Annotated in this window: 19 protein-coding genes; 9 read left to right on the forward strand and 10 right to left on the reverse strand. The window is 70.3% G+C overall.

Features of this window, described 5'->3' with window-relative positions; genetic code table 11:
- Positions 1-73 precede the first annotated feature (73 nt).
- The 9 genes from ACO0LU_RS03450 to ACO0LU_RS03490 form a co-directional block, all read right to left on the reverse strand.
- Positions 74-2,644, reverse strand: coding sequence for an FtsX-like permease family protein (locus tag ACO0LU_RS03450; protein ID WP_424790018.1), 2,571 nt, complete (start codon positions 2,642-2,644; stop codon positions 74-76).
- Entirely contained in the window at positions 2,644-3,396 is a 753-nt protein-coding gene (locus tag ACO0LU_RS03455) for an ABC transporter ATP-binding protein (protein WP_424790019.1), read from the reverse strand. Before ACO0LU_RS03455 ends, ACO0LU_RS03450 begins: the two co-directional genes overlap by 1 nt.
- A gap of 107 nt (positions 3,397-3,503) precedes the next feature.
- Positions 3,504-4,094, reverse strand: a complete 591-nt coding sequence (locus tag ACO0LU_RS03460; protein WP_424790020.1) for a protein-L-isoaspartate O-methyltransferase family protein — start codon at positions 4,092-4,094, stop codon at positions 3,504-3,506.
- Positions 4,095-4,135: 41 nt separating this feature from the next.
- Positions 4,136-4,828 (reverse strand): response regulator, encoded by a 693-nt coding sequence (locus tag ACO0LU_RS03465; RefSeq protein WP_424790021.1) that lies wholly within the window; start codon positions 4,826-4,828, stop codon positions 4,136-4,138.
- Positions 4,821-6,134 (reverse strand): sensor histidine kinase, encoded by a 1,314-nt coding sequence (locus ACO0LU_RS03470; protein WP_424790022.1) that lies wholly within the window; start codon positions 6,132-6,134, stop codon positions 4,821-4,823. Before ACO0LU_RS03470 ends, ACO0LU_RS03465 begins: the two co-directional genes overlap by 8 nt.
- A 77-nt stretch (positions 6,135-6,211) precedes the next feature.
- Positions 6,212-7,027, reverse strand: coding sequence for an SOS response-associated peptidase (locus ACO0LU_RS03475; RefSeq protein ID WP_424790023.1), 816 nt, complete (start codon positions 7,025-7,027; stop codon positions 6,212-6,214).
- Between the two features lie 24 nt (positions 7,028-7,051).
- A complete protein-coding gene (locus ACO0LU_RS03480; RefSeq protein WP_424790024.1) occupies positions 7,052-7,846 on the reverse strand; it encodes a sulfite exporter TauE/SafE family protein in 795 nt (264 codons plus the stop codon).
- Positions 7,847-8,026: 180 nt separating this feature from the next.
- On the reverse strand, positions 8,027-9,688 hold the full coding sequence (locus tag ACO0LU_RS03485) for an MGH1-like glycoside hydrolase domain-containing protein (protein WP_424790025.1): 1,662 nt from the start codon (positions 9,686-9,688) through the stop codon (positions 8,027-8,029).
- 144 nt (positions 9,689-9,832) lie between these two features.
- Positions 9,833-9,976 (reverse strand): hypothetical protein, encoded by a 144-nt coding sequence (locus ACO0LU_RS03490; protein ID WP_424790026.1) that lies wholly within the window; start codon positions 9,974-9,976, stop codon positions 9,833-9,835.
- Positions 9,977-10,144: 168 nt separating this feature from the next.
- Here ACO0LU_RS03490 and ACO0LU_RS03495 point away from each other — a divergent pair, with 168 nt between their 5' ends.
- The 9 genes from ACO0LU_RS03495 (at position 10,145) to ACO0LU_RS03535 (ending at position 17,811) form a co-directional block, all read left to right on the forward strand.
- Positions 10,145-11,788, forward strand: coding sequence for a hypothetical protein (locus ACO0LU_RS03495; protein ID WP_424790027.1), 1,644 nt, complete (start codon positions 10,145-10,147; stop codon positions 11,786-11,788).
- A 247-nt stretch (positions 11,789-12,035) separates the two neighbouring features.
- Positions 12,036-13,271, forward strand: coding sequence for a CpaF family protein (locus ACO0LU_RS03500; protein ID WP_424790028.1), 1,236 nt, complete (start codon positions 12,036-12,038; stop codon positions 13,269-13,271).
- Positions 13,272-13,409: 138 nt separating this feature from the next.
- Positions 13,410-14,132, forward strand: coding sequence for a type II secretion system F family protein (locus tag ACO0LU_RS03505; RefSeq protein WP_424790029.1), 723 nt, complete (start codon positions 13,410-13,412; stop codon positions 14,130-14,132).
- Positions 14,133-14,137: 5 nt separating this feature from the next.
- Positions 14,138-15,073 (forward strand): type II secretion system F family protein, encoded by a 936-nt coding sequence (locus ACO0LU_RS03510; RefSeq protein WP_424790030.1) that lies wholly within the window; start codon positions 14,138-14,140, stop codon positions 15,071-15,073.
- A 27-nt stretch (positions 15,074-15,100) separates the two neighbouring features.
- Positions 15,101-15,280 (forward strand): hypothetical protein, encoded by a 180-nt coding sequence (locus tag ACO0LU_RS03515; RefSeq protein WP_424790031.1) that lies wholly within the window; start codon positions 15,101-15,103, stop codon positions 15,278-15,280.
- Entirely contained in the window at positions 15,277-15,651 is a 375-nt protein-coding gene (locus tag ACO0LU_RS03520) for a TadE/TadG family type IV pilus assembly protein (protein WP_424790032.1), read from the forward strand. The genes ACO0LU_RS03515 and ACO0LU_RS03520 overlap by 4 nt, the downstream gene beginning before the upstream one ends.
- Positions 15,648-16,136: a pilus assembly protein gene (locus ACO0LU_RS03525; protein WP_424790033.1), complete on the forward strand. Its 489-nt coding sequence runs from the start codon at positions 15,648-15,650 to the stop codon at positions 16,134-16,136. Before ACO0LU_RS03520 ends, ACO0LU_RS03525 begins: the two co-directional genes overlap by 4 nt.
- On the forward strand, positions 16,136-16,618 hold the full coding sequence (locus tag ACO0LU_RS03530; protein ID WP_424790034.1) for a pilus assembly protein TadG-related protein: 483 nt from the start codon (positions 16,136-16,138) through the stop codon (positions 16,616-16,618). Before ACO0LU_RS03525 ends, ACO0LU_RS03530 begins: the two co-directional genes overlap by 1 nt.
- Positions 16,619-16,788: 170 nt before the next feature.
- Complete coding sequence (locus ACO0LU_RS03535; protein ID WP_424790035.1) at positions 16,789-17,811, forward strand: L-idonate 5-dehydrogenase; 1,023 nt, start codon at positions 16,789-16,791, stop codon at positions 17,809-17,811.
- Positions 17,812-17,815: 4 nt separating this feature from the next.
- On the opposite strand, the gene ACO0LU_RS03540 is transcribed toward ACO0LU_RS03535, so the two are convergent.
- Complete coding sequence (locus tag ACO0LU_RS03540) at positions 17,816-20,236, reverse strand: MMPL family transporter (RefSeq protein ID WP_424790036.1); 2,421 nt, start codon at positions 20,234-20,236, stop codon at positions 17,816-17,818.
- Positions 20,237-20,305 lie beyond the last annotated feature (69 nt).

Consider the following 20,305-nt stretch of genomic DNA (forward strand, 5'->3'; position numbering starts at 1 on the left):
GCCCCGGCCGGTGCACGGGGCCGGCCGGGGCGTTGTGGACACCGGGATCGGTGATCCACAACCCCGTCCGAGGCTAGGGACCGGCCAGCGCCACCACGGGGGCGTCGCGCACCGCTGACCGGGCCGGCAGCACCGAGGCCGCCAGGCCAGCGACCAACGCACCGGCCAGGACCAGGGCCAGGTCGCGCCAGGGCACCATCAGCGTGACGTCGCCGAGTCCGGCGAGCATCACCGTGGAGCCGGCCCAGCCGTACGCCACACCGGCGACGATTCCGATCACGGCGCCGGCGAAGGAGATCAGTACCGCCTCGGCAGCGAGCATCCCGCGCAGCCGGCCCCGGGACAGTCCCAGGGCCCGCAGCGTGGCCGACTCCCGCCGTCGTTCCAGCACGGACAACGACAGTGTGTTGGCCACCCCGACCAGGGCGATCACCACCGACACCCCGAGCAGGGCGACGACGATGGTCAGCAACGTGCTGATCACCTCTTGGTACCCGGCTCGCTCCACGCCGCTGCCGCCCAGCCACGCGGTGGGGTCGCCGGGCGAGGCGGCCTGCAGATCCGTCAGGGCCGCCTGCACCTCGCGGACCACATCCAATTCATCGGCCCCGTCGGCAAAGCGGGCCCAGGCGGTGGTGATCTGTGCCGACTCGTCGAGTTCGGCCAGGACCTCGGGTGGGACCAGGGCGGTGCCCGGGATACCGGACAGGTGAACACGCAAGGAGACCTCGGTGCCGTCCTGGGCGGTGAGGGTGACCTCGTCCCCGTCCTCCAGTCCGTACCAGTCGTGGTAACTGCGCGGCAGCACGATGGTCCGTTCGGGGATGCCCCCGGCGAGGTCGGCATCGCGCACCACCTGCTCGAGGCTGCCCTCGGCCACAGCGCCGACGAACTCGGTGGTGTCGGTGCCGGTACGCGCCGAGCGGAGTTCGACCACGGCCTGTTCGAGCAGGACTGTCTCGGAGATGCCGGGATGATCGGCGAGGACCTGCACCTGCCCGCGAGAAGGTTCCGCGCCGTTGTGACCAACCGACATGGTCAGGTCGACGCCGAAGCGCTCGTCCAGGTTCCGCGACAGGGACTCCTGTGCGGTCAGCGCGCCGGTGGACATCATGGCCACCAGGGCCACCCCGATCATCAGGGCCGATGCGGTGGCGCCGGTGCGCCGCGGGTTGCGCACCGCGTTGGCGGTAGCGATCCGCGCCGGCACGGATCGGCCGAGGAGGCGGCCGCCCAGACGGATGAGAGCGGGCACGATGAACATCGCTCCGGTCAGTAACCCCAGCAGCGACAACAGCCCACCGAGCACGCCGATCCCCAGGGCCAGGAACACCGCGTCGGAACCCTCACCGGCGCCGGCCGACAGGACCACGGCACCGGCGAGCAGCGCCGCACCGGTCACCAGGGAACCGATCGCCGGAGCGATGCGTGCTCGTCCGGCGCGGCGCTCGGGCTTTCCCTCCACCGGCTGCAGGGCCGCCAGTGGTGCCACCCGGGTGGCCAGCCGGGCCGGGATCGCGCAGGCTCCCACGGTGACGATCAGGCCGGTGAGCAAGGTGGCCGCCACGATGCCCGGGCTCAGGTGCACCGTGGTGTCCAGGGGCACCTCGTCGTTCGCCCCCGCGAGCAGGTTCAGCCCGCCGGCGACCACCGCCACGGCCAACCCCAGTCCCACCGCGGCGGCGAGCAGGCCCAGGGCCGCGGCCTCGAGGAGCACGGAGCGACGGATCTGCGCCCTGGAGGCGCCGACACACCGCAGCAGGGCCAGGGTGCGGGTGCGCTGGGCGATCAGCACGGTGAAGGTGTTGGCGATCACCAGCGCCGCCACGGCCAGAGCCACCGCGGCGAATGCGAGGCCCAGGGCGGTCAGCATGCCATCCCCGGTGAACTCCGCGGCCATGTCCTCGGCACGCTCGGTGACGGTCTGCACCGTGAGGCCCGGGAGGCTTTCCTCGAGACCGGTGCGCACCTGGGCCAGGTCGGCGTCGCCTGACATCAGCACGACCGCCTCGGTGAAGTGCAGCCGGTCCGCTGCGCCACCCGTGCGGTCCCACGCCTCGAATGTGGCCGCATCGGTCAGGACCTGCTGGGCCATCGCGAAGAAGGACGACGGTGCCTCGAGCAGTCCCACAACCTGCACCGTGCGTTCGTGTTCGGTGGGCTCCGCGCCGTCGTCGAGGTCTGCCGGATCCTCCCAGGTCAGGGTGATCTCATCGCCGATCCCGGCACCCAGCCGTTGGGCGAGGTCGGCCACCACGGCCACCTGGCCCTCGACCTCGGGGAGCGCACCATCGGTCAGGGTGGGCACCGACAGCCGGGCATCGGAGGGGACCGGACCCATCATCGCCCACTCGCTACGGTCACCGGCGTGCAGGTCGATGAAGGCTCGGGAGACCGGGTTCGCCGCGGCGACACCGTCGACCTGACCCAACTCGTGCACCTGGTCCAGGCTCATCCCGTTCGAGCCGATCACCAGGTCCGCCTCGGCGTAGCCGGCTGCCATGGTGTTGTGCGTGGTGGCCTCGACCGTGGCCCCGGCCAGCAGGGTGGTCGCCACGAATGCCGAGCCGAGCACGATCGCCAGCGCGGCTGCGCCCAGCCGCCCGGCGGAGGATCGCATCTGGTGCAGCGCGACGCGCCACATCAGCGGGCCGCCACGGTGGGACGCAGCGATTCCAGCCCGGCGATCACCGAATCCGCGGTGGGGTCGGTGATGGAGCCCGCGATACGCCCATCGGCCAGCAGCACCACCTCGTCGGCGTAGGCGGCGGCGGTGGGGTCGTGGGTGACCATCACCACCGTCTGGTTGAGTTCGCGCACACTGCGGCGCAGGAACGCCAGCACCTCGGTGCCGGAGCGGGAGTCCAGGTTGCCGGTGGGTTCGTCGGCGAAGATCACCTCGGGCCGGGTGGACAGTGCCCGGGCGATCGCGACCCGTTGCTGCTGTCCGCCGGAGAGTTCGTGGGGCTTGTGATGGAGCCGCTCGTCCAGGCCGAAGGATGCGGTCAGCAGGTCCAGCCAGTCCGGGTCCACCGTGCGCCCGGCGAGTTGACTCGGCAGGGCGATGTTCTGTGCCGCGGTGAACATCGGAAGCAGGTTGAAGCTCTGGAAGACGAACCCGATCCGGTCCCTGCGTACCTTGGTCAGTGCGGCATCGGACAGGGCCGTCAGGTCGGTGTCGCCGAGGAAGGCCTGACCGGAGGTGGCCGAGTCCAACCCGGCCAGCAGGTGCATCAAGGTGGACTTACCGGATCCGGAGGGGCCCATGATGGCGGAGAATCTACCGGCGGCGAAGGAGATGTTCACGGCGTCCAGGGCGCGCACGGACACCTCCCCGCGACCATAGATCTTGGTCAGGTCGGCCGCGCGTACCGCGGCGGTCTCATCGGTTCTCATGTTGGAGACGTTAGATTTGCGCCGCCTCGGTCACATCGGGCCGTGGTCGGGTTCGTCTGTCATCCCCTGGGAGGACGCCGGGGCGGGTCACCGACCCACGGGGGAGGTCAGCGCAGCCTGACGAAGGCCCACTGCCCGGGCAGATACTCGGTGTGGACCTCCTGACCGGCCCGGGTGACCACAGCCATCCGGCCGGCCGCGGGAATGACCATGCGACCGCCGTCGTCGAGTTGGTGTACCAGTTCACTCGGGATCCGGCCGCCGTCGGCGGAGACCAGGATCCGGTCCCAGGTCCGTCCGGGCGTGCCCAGCACGTCGGGTGTGGCCAGGTCGATGCGCACCCAGGCAAGGTCGTACCTACTCAGTGCCGTGCGGGCGAAATCGACCAGGAAATCGGTGAGGTCCAGGCCGAGGACCTCACCCTCGGGTCCGGTCAACTGCCCCAGCAGGGCGCTGGTCCAGCCCGACCCGGAGCCGATGTCCAGCACCCGGTGACCGGGGCGGACGTCCAGGGCCTGCAGCATCCGTCGTACGGTGCTGGGTTGGGAATTGGTGGAACCGTCGGCCAGCGGCAGCGGGTGGTCCTGGTGGGCCTGATCGCGCAGTGCCTCCGGCAGGAAGTCGGCGCGCTCGATCGTCCTCATCGCGGCCACCACCGGGTCGGTGGGGCGGTGCGGGCGCTCGCTGAAGGTGGCCATGCTGCGACCGTACTGCGCGAGGTGGCCGTGCGCTTGGCGGCTCAACTGCCGGCGTGGACCAACCCGGTCTCGTAGGCGATCACCACGGCTTGGACCCGGTCGCGCGCGCCGAGTTTGGCCAGCACCCGGCCCACGTGGGTCTTCACGGTCGCCTCGGCGACATAGAGCCGGGCGGCGATCTCGGTGTTGGTGTGACCGCGTGCGATCAGTTCCAGCACCTCCCGCTCCCGGCTGGTCAGCACCTCGAGCACCTGCGCCGGCGCCCGCTCCTGCGCCGGGGCCATGGTGGCCAACTGCCCGAGTAGCCGGCGGGTGGCCGAGGGAGCGATCACCGCGTCACCGGAGTGCACCGTGCGGACGGCCGCGAGCATCTGCTCCGGCGGGGTGTCCTTGAGCAGGAACCCACTGGCACCGGCCTTGATCGCTCGCAGCACGTACTCATCGAGATCGAAGGTGGTCAGGATGATCACCTTGGGACCGCCGTCGTCGCCGGCGGTCCCACCGCCGGTGAGTTCGGCGGTAGCGGCGATGCCGTCCATCGCTGGCATCCGGACGTCCATCATCACCACATCCACGGGGTGGGAGCCCAACAGTCTTAGGGCCTGCGCGCCGTCGCCGGCCTCGACCGACACCTCCATGTCCGGCTGGGAGTTGATCACCATCGCCAGACCCGCGCGGACCAGATGCTGATCGTCGACCAGCCCGACCCGGATGGTCTGCGCGCTCTCACTCATCTGCGCTCCTGTTCAGTCTGTGCTGCGGGTCCTGCCCCGGTGGTTGCCCGGAGGCGGTTGCCGGGGGTACCGGGAGGCGGGCATGCACCTGCCAGCCGCCGGTGGGTCCGGGCCCGGCTGTGAGGTCGCCACCTGCCATCGTGGCACGCTCACGCATCCCGGACAGGCCGTGGCCCCCGCCGGGCGGGGCCGCAGCGCCGTAGCCGTCGTCGATGACCCACACCTCCAGATGGGTGGGGTGCCAGCCCAGGTGCACCCGGACCTGGGCGCCGGGCCCGGCGTGCTTGAGCACGTTGGTCAGGGACTCCTGCACGATCCGGTACACGCTCAGCCCGGTGCTGGCCGGAACGGGGCGCGGTGTGCCGGAACGTTCCAATGACACCTGTAAGCCGGCCTGGCGCACCGGGGTGAGCAGTGTGTCCAGGTCATCGGTGCCCGGCTGGGGCACGAACTCGGGTCCGGCACCGCCCTCGCGCAGGACGCCCAGGATGCGGCGCAGGTCGGCCAGCGCGGTGCGGCCGGATTCGGCGATGGTGCTCAGGGCGGCCCCGGCGGCCCTGGGGTCGCCGGCTGCGGCGTACCGGCCGCCGTCCGCCTGGGAGATCACCACGGACAAGGAGTGGGCGACCACGTCGTGCATCTCCCGGGCGATCCGGGCCCGCTCTGCCGCGGTGGCGATCTGGGCCTGCTGGTCGCGTTCGATCTCCAGCCGCAGGGCACGTTCGGCGAAGGACTCCAGCTGTTGCACCCGGGCTTTGCGCACCAGGGCCAGGGCCCAGACGGCCAGCACGAGTGCGGCGGGCAGCGCGAAGGATACGCCGCCGGTCAGGACGCTCTCCGTGTCCAGGTCGGCCAGGCTCAGCGATCCGTAGAAGGTCATGCTCGCCACTGCCAGCAGCAGGCAGCCCAGCAGCGCGCCGCCGAGCCCGGCCAGGCGCGCCCACCGCGGCCCGTAGACGGTGACGGAGTACAGCGCGGCGAAGATGAGCACATCGGCCGGGAGCAGCGGGGTCCCGGTGGCGAAGTGCAGCAGCGCGCCGCTGTAAACCACGATGGCCGATATTGCCGGGTGGGAGCGGCGCCAGGCCAGCGCGCCCGGCATCGCCACCGAGGCGAGGACCGCCCCGAGCCCCGCTGCGACGGTGGTGGGGCCCACGCCCCCGGCTAGACCGTACGTCAGCGGGCCGAGCAGAAGGAACGCGCCGATAGCCAGGATGACGTCGCTCGACCGCGGCCTGGTGGGGCGGATCAACGCCGCGGCGCCGGGGTGCGGCAGACCCTGGCGCTGGTGGTCCGCATGCGTCATGGCGCCACGATAGGCCCGACCACCCCGGAGCAGCGTCCACCCGCGGGCGGATCCGGGGTCATCACGTGGGTGCAGGCTCAGACCGGTTCGATCAGGTGGGCGCCCTGGCTGCGCACCGAACCCACGGCGCGGTCCACCTCGTGCCAGGTCAGCGGCGGGCAGGGGCGGGAGAGGATGTCCAGGGCCGTCTCGGTGCCGGCGTCCCGGTCGATCCAGGCACCGACCAGATCGTGGTCCAGCACGGCCGGTTCCCGGTCGTGGATGTGCTCCAGGCCGCCCCGGGCTGCCTGGGTGATGATCGTGGTGGACAGTACCCACCGGTCGGGGTCGTCGGGGGCCTTGGCCGGGTCCGGCCACCAGGAGTACAGCCCGGCGAACGCGATCGGGGCTCCGTCGGTGGGATGGATGTAGTACGGGGTCTTGACCGGCTTCTTCCCACCGGCCGGATCCGGGGCGGTGTGCCACTCGTAGTACCCGTCGGCCACCACCAGGCAGCGGCGCTGGGCCAGGGACTTGGAGAAGGCCGGCTTCTCGGCGACCGACTCACTGCGGGCGTTGATCATCCGTGCGCCCATGGTGGGGTCCTTGGCCCAGTGCGGGATCAGGCCCCAACGGGCCACGTGCATCGCCCGGGTCGCCGGCTCGGTACCGTTCCGGGTGGCTGGCTCGGCACCGTCCCGGCTGGATGATTCGGCGCCGTCCCGGGCGGATGATGCGGCGCCCCGGGAGGAGGACTCGCCGCCGTCGCGGCGCTCCAGCACCACCCGCACCGGATCGGTGGGGGCGATGTTGTACCCGGCGGCCACCCGGGCCGCGGCGTCGCTGATCTGCTCCACGTCGAAGGTGTCGGCGAGGTCCTGGGCGCTCCGGAAGGAGGCGTAGCGTCCGCACATGCTCCTACTGTGCCACTGCCGGCCTCAGATCAGCCCGCGCGCCAGCAGCACCACTCCGGCGAGCAGGGAGGCACCCAGGGTCAGGGTCTCGAACCGGTGCTGGGGCAGGCGGCGCAGGAACGTGCGGCCCATCCACGTGCCCGCCAGCACTGCCGGCGCCAGGGCGAGGGTGAGCCACAACGTGGTGGTGGTCATCAGCCCGAGTCCGATCGAGAACGGCACCTTGGCCACGTTCACGATCAGGAAGTACCAGGCCATGGTGCCCACGAAGCGCATCTTGTCCGCCCGGACCGCCAGCAGGTACAGCGCCATCACCGGGCCGGCGGCGTTGGCCACCATCGTGGTGAAGCCGGCCGCGAACCCGGTACCGAGGGTCGCCCCCAGGTTCGGGGTGGAGCCCAGGGTCGGGGCGGCCTCCGAATACGGTGCCTGCGCCGGGACATGAGCCTGCCGTCTGCGCATCACGATCTGGATCGCCAGCGCGACCAGGATGCACGCGGCGATCAGCAGCGTCATGGTGCGGTCGTCGATGAAGGCCATGATCAGCGCGCCGGCCCCGATGCCGGGCAGGACTGCCGGCAGCAACCGCCGCAGCATCGCCCAGTCCGCACTGCGCCGGTACAGGGCCACGGCCACCAGGTCCCCGATGATCAGCACCAGCAACACCGCCGCGGTGGACTCCCGGGCCGGGATGAACAGCGCGAACCCGGCCACCGCCAGCGCCCCCAGACCACCGATGGAGGTCTTGGCGATCCCGACCGCCAGTGCCGCGACGCCGAGCACGATCCAGCCGAGCACACTGAACTCCAGGCCGGTCATCGCGCTCCTCCGATCCATGCTCCGCACGCCGTACTACCGGACACCGAGCCTGCCGCATCGGGGCACGAAGGACCGAATCGGTCTCACCCTCCGGCCGGGCGGGCACGTTCAGCACGGTGCCGAGGGCGTAGTCGGGTGGTCGATCCCCCTGCCCCTGGATGCCGCCGGCACTCAGGCCGATCAGGCCCCCTCACCCGAGCGTGGCGCCACGAAACCGGGACCGGACCCGACGGTGACCTCGCCGCCGTCCAGTTCGGCACGCTGGTTCGCGGCCAGGGTCAGTTCCCACCGCTGGTCCTCGTGGGTCAGCACCCCGGTCACCGGGCGCGGGGACAGGCCGACGACGGCGAGGGGCACCCCGCGGAGGTCGGTCTCCACCCGCCATCCCCTCGGGAAGGACAGGTGCGGTCTGCCCGCGCGGAAGGATCTCGAGGCGGCGTCGTCGCTGCCCAACTCGTAGTGGACGCCGGCGACGGTGCGCGCGTATGCGGTGGCCCTGGCGGCGCTGCCACCACCGAGGCGGGTGGGGGCCATCGAGGTGAACCAGATCCGGCCGGTCGGGGTGGGCAGGATCCCGAAGTTGCGCTCCACGGCATCCAGAAGCCACAGCAGCGCGGGGGAGTAGGAACTGGTGTAGCCGGCCTCCCCGCTCCAGGGGTCGAGGCACTGGGGGAACCGGTCAGCGCGCAGGAGTGCGGCGAGCACAGGCCGGGTGGCCAGGGCCAGTTCGGCGACATGGCCGTGGTGGTCGAAGGCGTGCGGGGCGCGAATCTGGGTGAGGAAGTTCACCGGCCCGGCCCAGGAGTTGCGGGTGTGGTCGCCGTTGAATCGGGGGTCGTCCATGGCCACTGAGGTGAACCCGTAATGGGACAGGAACGCGGTGGTGTTCATCAGGTATCGGCGCAGTGCGGCGGTGAAGAAGTCGCCGTCGCCGATCTCGCAGGCGAGCACCCGCATCAGCACGTCCGACTTCACCCGGACCAGTGCCCCGGTGGCGTCCCGGTCGAAGAAGGTGCCCTCGGTGGCGTCGAAGCAGTGCTCGAACAGTGCCGCCGCCGAGGCTTGCGCGGCGCGGTGCCACGGGGCGTCCTCGGCGCCGAGTTCGGTGGCGATGCGGCCCAGGTAGGTGCGTTGGCACGCCACGTTCGCGGTCAGGTCCGGGGCCAGGTACGGGATGGTGGCCGATTCGGGGTCATATCGGCTCGCCTCGCCCTCGTGGCAGTGCTCGGGGGTGAACCAGTGGCGGGGGGACAGGTCGTGCCCGGTGTCGTAGGTGCAGAAGGCCTCCACCGCACCGCTGCCACGGGTGTCGCGGTGCCGGGCGAGCCAGGCGTCGTTGCGGGACATTGCCGCGTACATCGTGTCCAGCCAGCCCCGGGCAGCGGACGACTCCGCGCCGTGGTGCAGGCGGTAGTGGCCCCACACGGACCGGGCGAGCGGGGTGACGATCTGGATCTGGCGGTATGCCGGCCCCTCGGGGCTGACCTTGTAGGGCAGCAGGCCGTCGTCTCGTTGATGGCGGGCGAACAGGGTGAAGGTGTCCTCGGCGACGCCGGGGGCGAACCGGGACAGGACCTCGGCGCTGATGGTGCCGGTGGACTCCAGCCAGCACCCGTCGTACGTGCCCCCTTCATGCAGCACCGCCGGACCGCCGGCCAGGGGGCGCACGCACTGGTTGAGTTCCGCCAGCGCCTGCAACCAGCGGTCCTGGACCGGCCCGCCCACGGCGGCGAAGTTGACGCCGGCGGCCGCGATCTGCTCGGCCAGGGGGCACTGGAGGCCGGCACGCTGGGCGGCGGGGTCGGCGGCGCGGAGCCGCATGAGCGCCTGCTCTATCGTCACGAGGGGAGTTCTTCCGGTCGGTGATGGTGCCCGGCGCGCGCCGTGCGGTGCAGCGACTGGGGCGCGCGCCGGGCCGGGATCAACCTAGTTGGTCCGCATGTACTCGATCCAGTACTCCACCACGGCGAGGATCTCGGGGTTGCACTACAGGCCGCGGTCATCCCGGATGATCACGACCGCATCGGGATCATTCAGCAGCAAGTCCAGCAACATCGCGGTGGCCTCGGGGTGGTCGGTGTGGGCGTTGGACCAGAATGCCCCCGCCGTTGCCGTCGCCGTTGTCGGCACCGCAGGCGCTCAGAACCAGGGCATGCGCCCAGGACCATCCGTCGCTCGGTCCAGGTAGAGGGTGGCGTCATTTCTGGTTGATTCGGGTTGTCTGCGGCGGGCTGCCGGCGCCGGCCTCGGCTAGGATCATGGGGCTGTTGGAGGCCCAGAGGATCAGGCGGAGGATGGATGAGCACTACCGGCTCGGCGGCCGATGGGGGCCCCGTGGGCTCGACGTCATCCGATCCGGCGCCGGCGCCCCGGGCCCCCGTCGCCGAGATGGTGCTGCGCTGGCGCACCCGCGTCTTCGCCGCGTTGGCCCTAGCCGGACTGATTGCCCTGATGGTGGGCTGGTCCGCCGGCCGGGACAGTTGGTACCTAGCCGGAATCCTGCTGACCGCGCTCGGTGTGGCCGGTGTGGCGTGGGTGTTGCTGTGGCGCAGGCCCGCGCTGATGGCCTCCGCCGTGGCGGCGGTGGCGTTGCTGGTGCTGGGGCTCGGTCTCGGCGGGCCGTGGCGGGACGTGGCTGGGGCTTACGGACATAGCGGGGCACTGCTGCATGAGGTCACCTGGGGCGAACCTGCCGATGTGGACCGGCGGTTGCTGCTGCACCGCGACGACCACCTCATGATCGTCGATCCCGACGGCGAAATGCGCCCCTGGTGGGACGGCAGCGTGACCGAGCACACCCGTACCGTGGCGACGCCGGGCGGGGGAGTGCTGCTGCACCACGCCCCGGGCCAGCGGGCCACCGTGCGGACCTTGGATCGAACCGGTGCCGAGGTCGCCCGGTGGCACTATGACCTGCCCGAGGAGCGCAGTGGCACCTGGTGGGACGGCGGAGTGGTGGCCACCGCCCCCGGCATCGTGGTGACCCAGTGGTGCCAGGACCCCGAGGACTGCACCTGGACCGGCCACGACGCCGAGACCGGCGAGGAGGAATGGAGCGTGTCCGCGGAACCGGTGCCGAATGTGGGCTTGGCGTACCTGGGTATGAGCGCGGCCGGTGGCATCACCGGCGTGCACCGGTACTGGGTGGCCACAACGAACGACGACGACGCCACCCAACTGCGGGATCCGGCGACCGGATCCGTAGCGCACACCCTGGCGGCCGACCGGCCCGTTGCCGTGGCCGGCGCCGCCGCGGCGGTGGCCACCATCGAGGAGGAGTGCAGCATCGAGGTACTGCGCACCGACGCCCCGGGCGAGGATGAGGAGGACGCCGAGGAACTCATCGCCCCGGTGGAGTGCGACGTCGCGCGGGCGCTGGAGGACTTTCCCACCCAGAACTCCTTCCTCGACGGTGACCTGCTCTGGCTGCCCGGGGCGGGGCGCTCGCACGTGATCGGCCTGGAAGGAGCGCAGGTGCACTCCTTCGATCACCGGGTCCACACCGGGCGCAGCGACGGCACCTGGACCGCCGGGGCGCGGGTGCTCACTGTGGTGGAGGGTGACCGCGTGCGGGCCCTGCACCCGCTGACCGGAAACTCGCTGTGGCGGGCGACACTGGAAGCCGGCGCCGACGCCATGGGCGAGACCGACGACGAGGTGGACCTGGGTCGTCCGGTGGTGATCGCCGCCGACGGGGTGGTGACCGTGCAGGTCCCGGTGCCGGGATGGCTGCTGGAGGACTCGCTCACGGAGAAGGCCGAGCCCTCGATGGTCCTGCACGCTTTCGACGCCGCTACCGGGGAGCCGCTGACCGAACCGGTACGGCACCGGCAGGACCCGGCTGGGGTGGAGATTCACGACGGACACGTGTTGGTCAACGTCACCGGAGAGGACGGCACGAACACCTACCTGTTCCGGGCGGGGAGTTCCGACGACGCCTGAATTGGTGGCGCGAGGTTGTGGCTTATCCACAGGCATTGTGCACACTGGGAAGTTGTCCACAGGCAACTTCCTGGCGCGGGAATGGGGCCGACCCACGGCCAGGTGCGTGATGGGCGTGTCGATCCTGGTGGTTCGGGCGGATGACCGGCCTCGGGGAGTTATCCCCAATTGCTCGCGAATCGTGGGCATGCGCACGCCCGCTGGGCTAGGTTGTCCGCACGGTCACTGCGGAATGAGGTGGGCGAGCATGACCGACGGCGTGGGGCTGGTTGAGGATGAGGTGCGTGAACTCATCCGTCGTCGCGGCCTGGATCCGGTCCGAGATGCCGGGGGAGTGCATGCCCTGATCGCCGAGGTGGTCGCCGACTACGACGACCGGGCGCTGGTCGGCTTGGTCCCCAGTCTGAGCGATCCGACGCACACGGCCAAGCTCGTCCACGACGCGGTGGTGGGCCTGGGGCCGCTGCAAAGGTACCTGGACGATCCGGAGATCGAGGAGATCTGGATCAACGAGCCGGGCAAGGTGTTCATCGCCCGTAGTGGGCGACCCGAACTCACCACCACGATCCTGGAGGCTGACCAGGTCCAGGACCTGGTGGAGCGGATGCTGCGCAGTTCTGGGCGGCGCCTCGACCTCTCGACCCCGTTCGTCGACGCGGCCCTGCCCACCGGGGAGCGTGTGCACGCCGTGATCCCCGACGTCACCCGCAAGCACTGGGCGGTCAACATCCGCAAGTACATCGCCCGTGCCCGGCGGCTCTCGGACCTGGTAGCGATGGGTTCGTTGCCCGCTGGGGCTGCGGCGTTCCTCGATGCTGCCGTGGCCAGCGGTCTCAACGTGGTGGTCTCAGGCGCAACCCAAGCGGGCAAGACGACGATGGTCAACGCGTTGGCCGGCTCGATTCCCGCGCACGAGCACATCATCACCTGCGAGGAGGTCTTCGAGTTGCAACTGGCCGCCCGGGACGTGGTGGCGATGCAGTGCCGCCAACCGAATCTGGAGGGTACCGGGGAGATCCGGCTACGCCGCCTGGTCAAGGAGGCCCTCCGGATGCGCCCGGACCGCCTGATTATCGGGGAGGTTCGCGAGGCCGAGGCGCTGGACATGCTGATCGCACTCAACGCAGGCAACCCGGGCATGTGTACGGTGCACGCCAACTCCGCCCGGGAGGCGGTGATGAAATTGTGTACCCTGCCGCTGCTGGCCGGGGAGAACGTCTCGGCGAACTTCGTGATCCCCACCGTGGCCTCTGCCGTGGACCTCGTGGTGCACCTGAGCCTGGACCGGCTCGGGCGCCGGCGGACCGAGGAGATCGTGGCGTTGACCGGCCGCGTGGAGAGGGAGGTCATCGAGACCGCCGAGATCTTCACCCGCGGGCCCAACGGCCTGATCCGGGCCTCGGGGTACCCGCCGCATGAGGAACGCTTCGCGCGCGCCGGCTTCGACCTGCGTGCACTGCTCGCCGCACCGGTGCATGGGTGATCGATGGGGACACTGGCCGGGCTGCTCCTGGGAGCGGGACTACTGTGCATCTGGTGGTCCTGCTGGCCCAGGATGCCACGCAGGCCCGCCGCCAGGGCGCGGACGGCCAGAACCCAGGATCGGCTTATCCAGGCAGGGATGGCCGGGGTGCGGCCGTGGGCGTTCCGGACCACATCGGTGGGAGCCGGGGCCGGGGTGGGTCTGATGGTGGGCGCACTGAGCGCCTCGCCCACCATCGGGGCGGCATTCGGGACGATCGCCGGCTTGGTGCCGAGCGCCTACGTGCGCTCCCGAGCCCGGAAGCGCCGCGCCGAACTGCGTGAGTTGTGGCCGGAAGTCATCGACGACCTCATCTCGGGAGTCCGGGCCGGACTCTCCCTACCCGAGTCGTTGACCGCTCTCGCTGAGCGCGGACCCGAGCCGATGCGACCGGCGTTCGGCGTGTTCGCGGAGGACTACCGTGCCACCGGCCGGTTCACCGAGGCTCTGGACCACCTCAAGGCCCGGCTGGCCGACCCGGTCGCGGACCGCTTGATCGAGGCGCTGCGCCTGACGCGCCAAGTCGGCGGCACCGACCTAGTCCGTCTGCTGCGCACTCTCTCCCAGTTCCTGCGCCAGGACTTGCGCACCCGGGGTGAACTCGAAGCGCGCCAGTCCTGGACGGTCAACGGTGCGCGTCTCGCCGCGGCCGCGCCGTGGGTGGTGCTGGCGATGCTGAGCAGCCGGCCTGAAACGGCAGCCGCCTTCAACACCGTGCTCGGTGCGGTGGTGCTGCTGGTCGGAGCCGGCGCTTCGACGGGCGCCTACCTCGTCATGGTGCGCATCGCCCGCCTTCCGGAGGAAGTGCGGGTGTTGCGATGACAGCCATGAGCCAACCGGGCCTGGTGGGCGGTGCCCTGGGCCTGCTCGCGGGCCTGGGTATGTGCTTGGTGCTGTGGCGGTTAGCGGCCAGACGGGTGCGGTTGGTGGACCGGGTGGCTCCGTATCTGCGGGAGCGGCCCATCACCTCCCGGCTACTCGCCCAGGACACCACACTGACGCCGTTCCCCACGCTGGAGCGGATGCTGCGACCGTTAGTAGCCGACGCCGCGGGCCTGTTCGAACGAATCGGCTCCACCGCTGCGGGTACCCGTCGCCGCCTCGCGCGGGCCGGTTCGCGACTCAGCGTGGAGCAGTTCCAGATCGAACAACTGATCTGGGCCACGTTGGGATTGGTCGGGGGACTGCTGCTGGCGCTGCTGTTGGCGGCCACCCGCGGCAGTTCCATCCTGGTCCTGGCCATGCTCGTGCTGCTCTCGACCATCGGAGCCGCGCTAGCGCGGGATCAGTGGCTGAGCCGCCAGATCAAGCGTCGCGAGGAGACGATGATCGCCGAGTTCCCCACGGTGGCCGAGTTGCTGGCGCTCGCGGTCGGCGCGGGCGAGACGCCACTGGCGGCACTGGACCGGGTGGCCTCCACCATGCACGGAGAACTGGCCGCTGAGATCCGGACCACCCTGGGTGACATCCGCTCTGGAGTCCCCTTGACCCAAGCCCTGGAGCGGATGGCCGGACGTACCGAACTATCCAGCATCGCCCGTTTCACCGAAGGCGTCGCGGTGGCCATCGAGCGCGGCACTCCGCTCGCGGAGGTGTTGCGGGCCCAAGCCGAGGACGCCCGCGAGGTAGGCCACCGGGCATTGATGGAGGCCGGTGGGCGCAAAGAGGTCTACATGATGATCCCGGTGGTGTTTCTGATGCTTCCGGTGACGGTGCTGTTCGCGATCTTCCCGGGGCTCTCCGTGCTTCGGGTCGGACTCTGAGAGGTCAACGAGGAAGGGAGTGTGACGATGACGTCATGGCGAAGGTGGTGGCGCAGCCGCCAGGATGACCCCGAGCGGGGCGATGTGCCCGGGTGGGTGCTCATCACGTTGATGACCGCCGGCTTGGTGGTACTGATCTGGGCGCTGGCCGGGGAACTGCTCACCCAGGTCTTCGAAACGGCGATCGAGCGCATCCTGGGGGCGTGAGCACCGAAGGTGAGCGGGGCTCGGCCGTGGTGGACTTCCTCCTGGTGTCCCTGTTGGTCACGGTGCTCACGCTCGGACTGATGCAACTGGCGCTGACCCTGCACGTGCGCAACATCCTCATCGACTCGGCAGCCGAAGGGGCCCGCTATGCAGCCCTGGATGGTCATGAGTTGCATCACGGGGTGGCTCGTACCCGGGCACTGATCACCGCGGCATTACCGAACGCCTACGCCGATCAGGTACACGCAGGGATGATCACCCACGAGGGCGTGAGCCTGGTCCAGGTGCAGGTACACGGACCGGTGCCGGTGCTGGGCCTGCTCGGCCCGGGCGGAGTGATCACCGTGAGCGGGCGGGCGGTCGCGGAGTGACTTGCGAGCGGTGGGACCTGCGCCGTGCGTGGGCGGGGGTGTGCTCCCGGTTGGGGGAGAGGGAGCGCGGCAGTGCCGTGGTGGAGTTCCTCGGGGTGTCGTTGCTGATGCTGGTGCCGGTCGTGTACCTGATCCTGACCCTGGCGCAGATCCAGGCGAGCGGCTTCGCCGCCGAGGGAGCGGCCCGCGAGGCCGGTCGGGTGCTGGCAGGTGCCGAGACGTTCGAGCAGGGTTTGGCCGCTGCGCACCTGGCGGTGGAACTGTCCTTCGCCGACCAGGGGATCAGCGTCGACGGCGCCCAGGCGCTTCGGATCAGGTGCCAGGACGAGCCGTGCCTGACGCCGGGGTCCTACCTCTACATCTCGGTGCGCACCGACGTGGACCTACCCGGCCTGCCGCCGATCTTCTCCGGCACGCTACCGAGCGTGACGCAGGTCCAGGCGGATGCGATGACGACGATCCCACGGTATCGCGAGGTGGGCTGATGCGGGCGGAGCCGCAACCGCGCCGGGTGCGCATCCGTGCCGGCGACGAGGACGGGCAGATCATGCTGCTGTCCATCGTCTACGGGCTGGTCACTCTGGCCCTGGTCCTGGTGGTCGCATCCGTCTCTCATCTGCACATCGAGCGCAAGCGTCTGTGGAACCTGGCCGACTCCCTGGCGGCCGGTGCTGCCGATGCGACTGACGTGGGGCGGTGGTACGACACCGGTGGAACGGATGGTCTGGTGCTGACCGACGCCAGCGTGAGCGAGGCGGTCGGTGATCAATTGGCGGCGACACCCGAAGTGGTCGCCGATTCCTTCATCGACTTCAGGGTGGTCTCGGTGAGCGCTGTGGACGATCAGACCGTGGAGGTCATCCTGTCCGCCCGGGCTCGCCCGCCGCTGGTGCCATGGGTCCTGGTGCCGTGGCAGGACGGCTTCACCGTGGAGGTGACCTCCCGTGCCCACGCCACCGAGCCATAACCGGGGCCGGCGGTGTACGACAGGTGAGGTGACGGTGGGGCGGCAAAGAAGGAGCCCCTCGCCACGTCAATGGTGCTGGAGACCGTCATCTCCGTCGTCGGACTCGGATTCGTGATGCTGCTCAGGCTGGTGGTCTAGTGGTGCCTATGAGCGCGTATAAGGGAGGCGACATGAAAGCAGTAGTGATCCACGGCGCCGGTGACCTGCGGGTGCAGGAACGTGAGGTTCCCACCACTGGCCCCGGACAGGTGTTGGTGGCGATGGAGTTCGGGGGCATCTGCGGCTCGGACCTGGCCTACTACGCCCACGGCACCTCCGGCACCGCCATCCTGCGCACGCCGATGATCCTGGGCCACGAGGTGGCCGGACGGATCGCGCAGGTCGGGGCCGGCGTGAGCGCCCTGACGGAGGGCACAGCGGTGACGATACACCCGGCTCGGTATGGTCCCGGGCCACTGGCGCCGCACCTGGCGGAGCGGACCAACCTGCACCACGATGTGCGCTACCTGGGATCGGCAGCGCCCACCCCGCACCAGGACGGAGCCTTCGCCCAGTACGTGCTGGCCGAAGCCGACCAGATCCGGGTGCTGCCCCCGGGGATGAGCACCCGGCACGGCGCGGTGGCCGAACCCTTCGGCGTGGCCCTGCACGCGGTGCACCGCGCGGGCTCGGTGGAGGGACTGGATGTGCTGGTCAACGGGGTCGGACCGATCGGGGCGCTGTGCGTGGCGGCAGCCAGGGCACGGGGTGCGGCCAGCGTCACCGCGGCGGACATCGCACCGGCCGCGTTGCAGATCGCGGCTGAGTTGGGAGCCGATCACACCGTCAACGTCGCCGCGGGGGAGGGGTTGCCCGCCGATGTGCCGGTGGTCATCGAGGCCAGTGGCGCCGCGGCCACCCTCGGCCCGGTATTGGCTGCGGTGGCCCGCGGCGGTGTGGTGGTGCAAGTGGGGAACCTGCCGCTGACCGACCGCCCGGCGGTGCTGGGTAACCTGGTTACCCGGGAGGTGGAGTGGCGCGGTTCCTACCGATTCGTCGATGAGATCACCGACGCCGTGGCACTGCTGGATGGCCAGGTGGACGTCGAACCGCTCCTGACCCACACCTTCAGCCTCGATGAGGCCCGGCTCGCGTTCGATACCGCCGCCGACCCCGGCAGTGGCGCAGGAAAGGTGCTGCTCGACCTGCGTTGAACCCTCAGGCGTCGGCGAGTTCGCGCTCCCGGGTGCGGGTGCGTTGCAGCGCGGCGCCCTCGACATCCATGTTCGGGGTGATCCGGTCCAGCCAGGCCGGCATCCACCACGCGGTCCGGCCGAGCAGGTGCATGGCCGCGGGGATGATCAGCATTCGCACCACGAACGCGTCGAACAGCACTCCCACGGCCAGGGCGAAGCCCATCGGGCGCACCATGGTGATCTGGGAGAAGGCGAACCCGCCGAACACCGCGACCATGATCAACGCAGCGACGCTGACCACCACCCGGCCGTTGTGGAACCCTGCGGTCACCGCCCGGCGGGCAGGGGTGCCGTGGGCGTAGGCCTCCCGCATCCCGGAGACCATGAACAACTGGTAGTCCATCGCCAGCCCGAACAGCACGCCGGTGAGGAGCAACGGCAGGAAGTTCAGCAGCGGCCCAGGGGTGTGCACGCCGAAGGCTTCCCCGAACCAACCCCACTGGAAGACCGCGGTGGTGGCCCCGAGGGCGGCGAACAGCGACAGCCCCAGGCCCAGCGCGGTCAGCACCGGTACCAGGATGGAACGGAACACCCCGATCAGGATCACCACCGACAGGCCGAAGACCACCAGGACGTACACCGGCAGGGCGTCGGCAAGCTGGTCGGAGATGTCGATGTTGCCCGAGGCCAGCCCCGCCACCGCCAACTCGGTGCCGTCGAACAACGGCGAGGCCGCGCGCAGATCATGCACCAGTGCCTCGGTGGACTCACTGGAGGGGCCCTCGATCGGGATCACTTGGAAGGCCATGAAGTCGCGGCCGGCGGAGGTGCCCACCGGCGCCACCGCCGCTACGTCGGCGCGCCCGGCCAGCACCGTGGCCAGATCGAGTTGGACCTGCAGTTCCTCGTCCTCGGCTACCGGCTCCGGCAGATCGGCAGTGACCACCAGCGGCCCGTTCTGTCCTTCGCCGAAGGCCTGGGCGGTGATCGTGAAGGCTTGGTACTGGGTGTTGTCCTGCGGTTCGGAGGAGCCATCGGGCAGTCCCAGACGCATCGAGGTGGCCGGGATCGCGAGCACCGCCAGCGCGCCGACGCCGATGAGCACCGTGGCCACGGCACGCAGGGTGCCCATCGGCTCGTTGCTGCGCGGGGGGACCGCACGATTGGCAGCCCGTTCGCGTGCCGTGCGGGACAACACACCGGACCCGATCAGACCCAGCACGGCCGGGGTGAAGGTGATGGCCACCGGCACGGCGACGACGATGCAGATCGCAGCGACCACGCCCATCACGGCGAGGAACTCGATCCCGGTGATCGCCAGCGCCAGCAGCGCGATCATCGTGGTCAGGCCGGCGAATACCACCGCGGTGCCCGCCGTGCCGTTGGCCAATCCGATCGACTCGCGCACGTCCATCCCCTCGCGCACCTGCCGGCGGTGGCGGTAGATGATGAACAGGGAGTAGTCGATGCCCACGGCCAGGCCCAGCATCAGCCCGAGCACCGGGGTGACGGTGGTCATCTCCACCGTGCCGGAGAAGGCCATCGACCCGCCCACCCCCACGCCCACGCCGACCAGGGAGGCCAGCACCGGCAGCATCGCCGGGCGCAGCGCGCGGAACACCAGGATCAGGACCAGTGCGGCGCCGATCACCCCGATGATCTCCCCGGCCCCGATCAGGCCGTCGATCGAAGCGGCGATCTCGGCGCCGTACTCCACCTGGACACCCGGCAGGTCAGCGGCGTCCAGGACGTCCATGACCTCCTGCTTGACCTCTTCGGGCACGGAGAAGACGTCGTCTTCGAACAGCACCGTGGCCAGCGCCACGGACTCGTCTTCGGAGACGGTCCGGATGTCCTCGGCCAGGGCCGCCAGGTCTGCGGCCAGATCGAGTTGCTCCGACTGTTCCTCCAGGGTGACCAGCTGGGCGGAGACCTCGTCCAGCTCTGCCTCCATGGCGGCGATCTCCTGCTCCGGTGCACCCAGGGCCCGGGCCTGTTCCAGACCCGCCGTGAGCCCTTCCTGCGCCTCGAGCAACTGCGGCCGGTTCTCCTCGATCTCGGCCAGGCCCTCGGCGAGTTCGGCATCCTGCGCGGCCCGCTCCTGCTGTGCTTCGAAGGGGTCGATGACCTCGGGGATCTGCTCGACCTGCTCCACCTGGTCCAAGGCGGAACTGATGTGCTCGCGCTGGTCGCCGGTGAACTCCGCGGCGCCGGTGGTGTGGAAGACCACGGTGCCGCCGGTGGCACTGGAGCCCAGTTGGTCCTCCAGGTGCTCGTTCACCCGTTCGGTCTCGGTCCCGGGGATGGAGAACTGCGCTGCCAGGGTGCCACCGAACATCAGGAAGCCGCCGACGGCGAGCGCGAGCAGCAGCGCCCAGGCTGTGATCACACGGCCGGCGCGGCCTGCGGACCAAAGTCCGACCCGATAGAGCAACGTGGCCACGGCGATCCTTCCGATAGGGGCAGGGCCGCCCCATTGCACCACACCCGTCGCATAACCAACAAGTGTTGT

Origin of the sequence: Pseudactinotalea sp. Z1748, assembly GCF_049725185.1 — a bacterium.
GTDB lineage: Bacteria > Actinomycetota > Actinomycetes > Actinomycetales > Beutenbergiaceae > CALKWS01.

Bases quoted from the DNA above. Each gene is read 5' to 3' on its own strand.
- ACO0LU_RS03450 (WP_424790018.1), bottom strand. From the start codon at position 2,644: ATGTGGCGCGTCGCGCTGCACCAGATGCGATCCTCCGCCGGGCGGCTG.
- ACO0LU_RS03455 (WP_424790019.1), bottom strand. From the start codon at position 3,396: ATGAGAACCGATGAGACCGCCGCGGTACGCGCGGCCGACCTGACCAAG.
- ACO0LU_RS03460 (WP_424790020.1), bottom strand. From the start codon at position 4,094: ATGGCCACCTTCAGCGAGCGCCCGCACCGCCCCACCGACCCGGTGGTG.
- ACO0LU_RS03465 (WP_424790021.1), bottom strand. From the start codon at position 4,828: ATGAGTGAGAGCGCGCAGACCATCCGGGTCGGGCTGGTCGACGATCAG.
- ACO0LU_RS03470 (WP_424790022.1), bottom strand. From the start codon at position 6,134: ATGACGCATGCGGACCACCAGCGCCAGGGTCTGCCGCACCCCGGCGCC.
- ACO0LU_RS03475 (WP_424790023.1), bottom strand. From the start codon at position 7,027: ATGTGCGGACGCTACGCCTCCTTCCGGAGCGCCCAGGACCTCGCCGAC.
- ACO0LU_RS03480 (WP_424790024.1), bottom strand. From the start codon at position 7,846: ATGACCGGCCTGGAGTTCAGTGTGCTCGGCTGGATCGTGCTCGGCGTC.
- ACO0LU_RS03495 (WP_424790027.1), top strand. From the start codon at position 10,145: ATGAGCACTACCGGCTCGGCGGCCGATGGGGGCCCCGTGGGCTCGACG.
- ACO0LU_RS03500 (WP_424790028.1), top strand. From the start codon at position 12,036: ATGACCGACGGCGTGGGGCTGGTTGAGGATGAGGTGCGTGAACTCATC.
- ACO0LU_RS03505 (WP_424790029.1), top strand. From the start codon at position 13,410: ATGGCCGGGGTGCGGCCGTGGGCGTTCCGGACCACATCGGTGGGAGCC.
- ACO0LU_RS03510 (WP_424790030.1), top strand. From the start codon at position 14,138: ATGAGCCAACCGGGCCTGGTGGGCGGTGCCCTGGGCCTGCTCGCGGGC.
- ACO0LU_RS03515 (WP_424790031.1), top strand. From the start codon at position 15,101: ATGACGTCATGGCGAAGGTGGTGGCGCAGCCGCCAGGATGACCCCGAG.
- ACO0LU_RS03530 (WP_424790034.1), top strand. From the start codon at position 16,136: ATGCGGGCGGAGCCGCAACCGCGCCGGGTGCGCATCCGTGCCGGCGAC.
- ACO0LU_RS03535 (WP_424790035.1), top strand. From the start codon at position 16,789: ATGAAAGCAGTAGTGATCCACGGCGCCGGTGACCTGCGGGTGCAGGAA.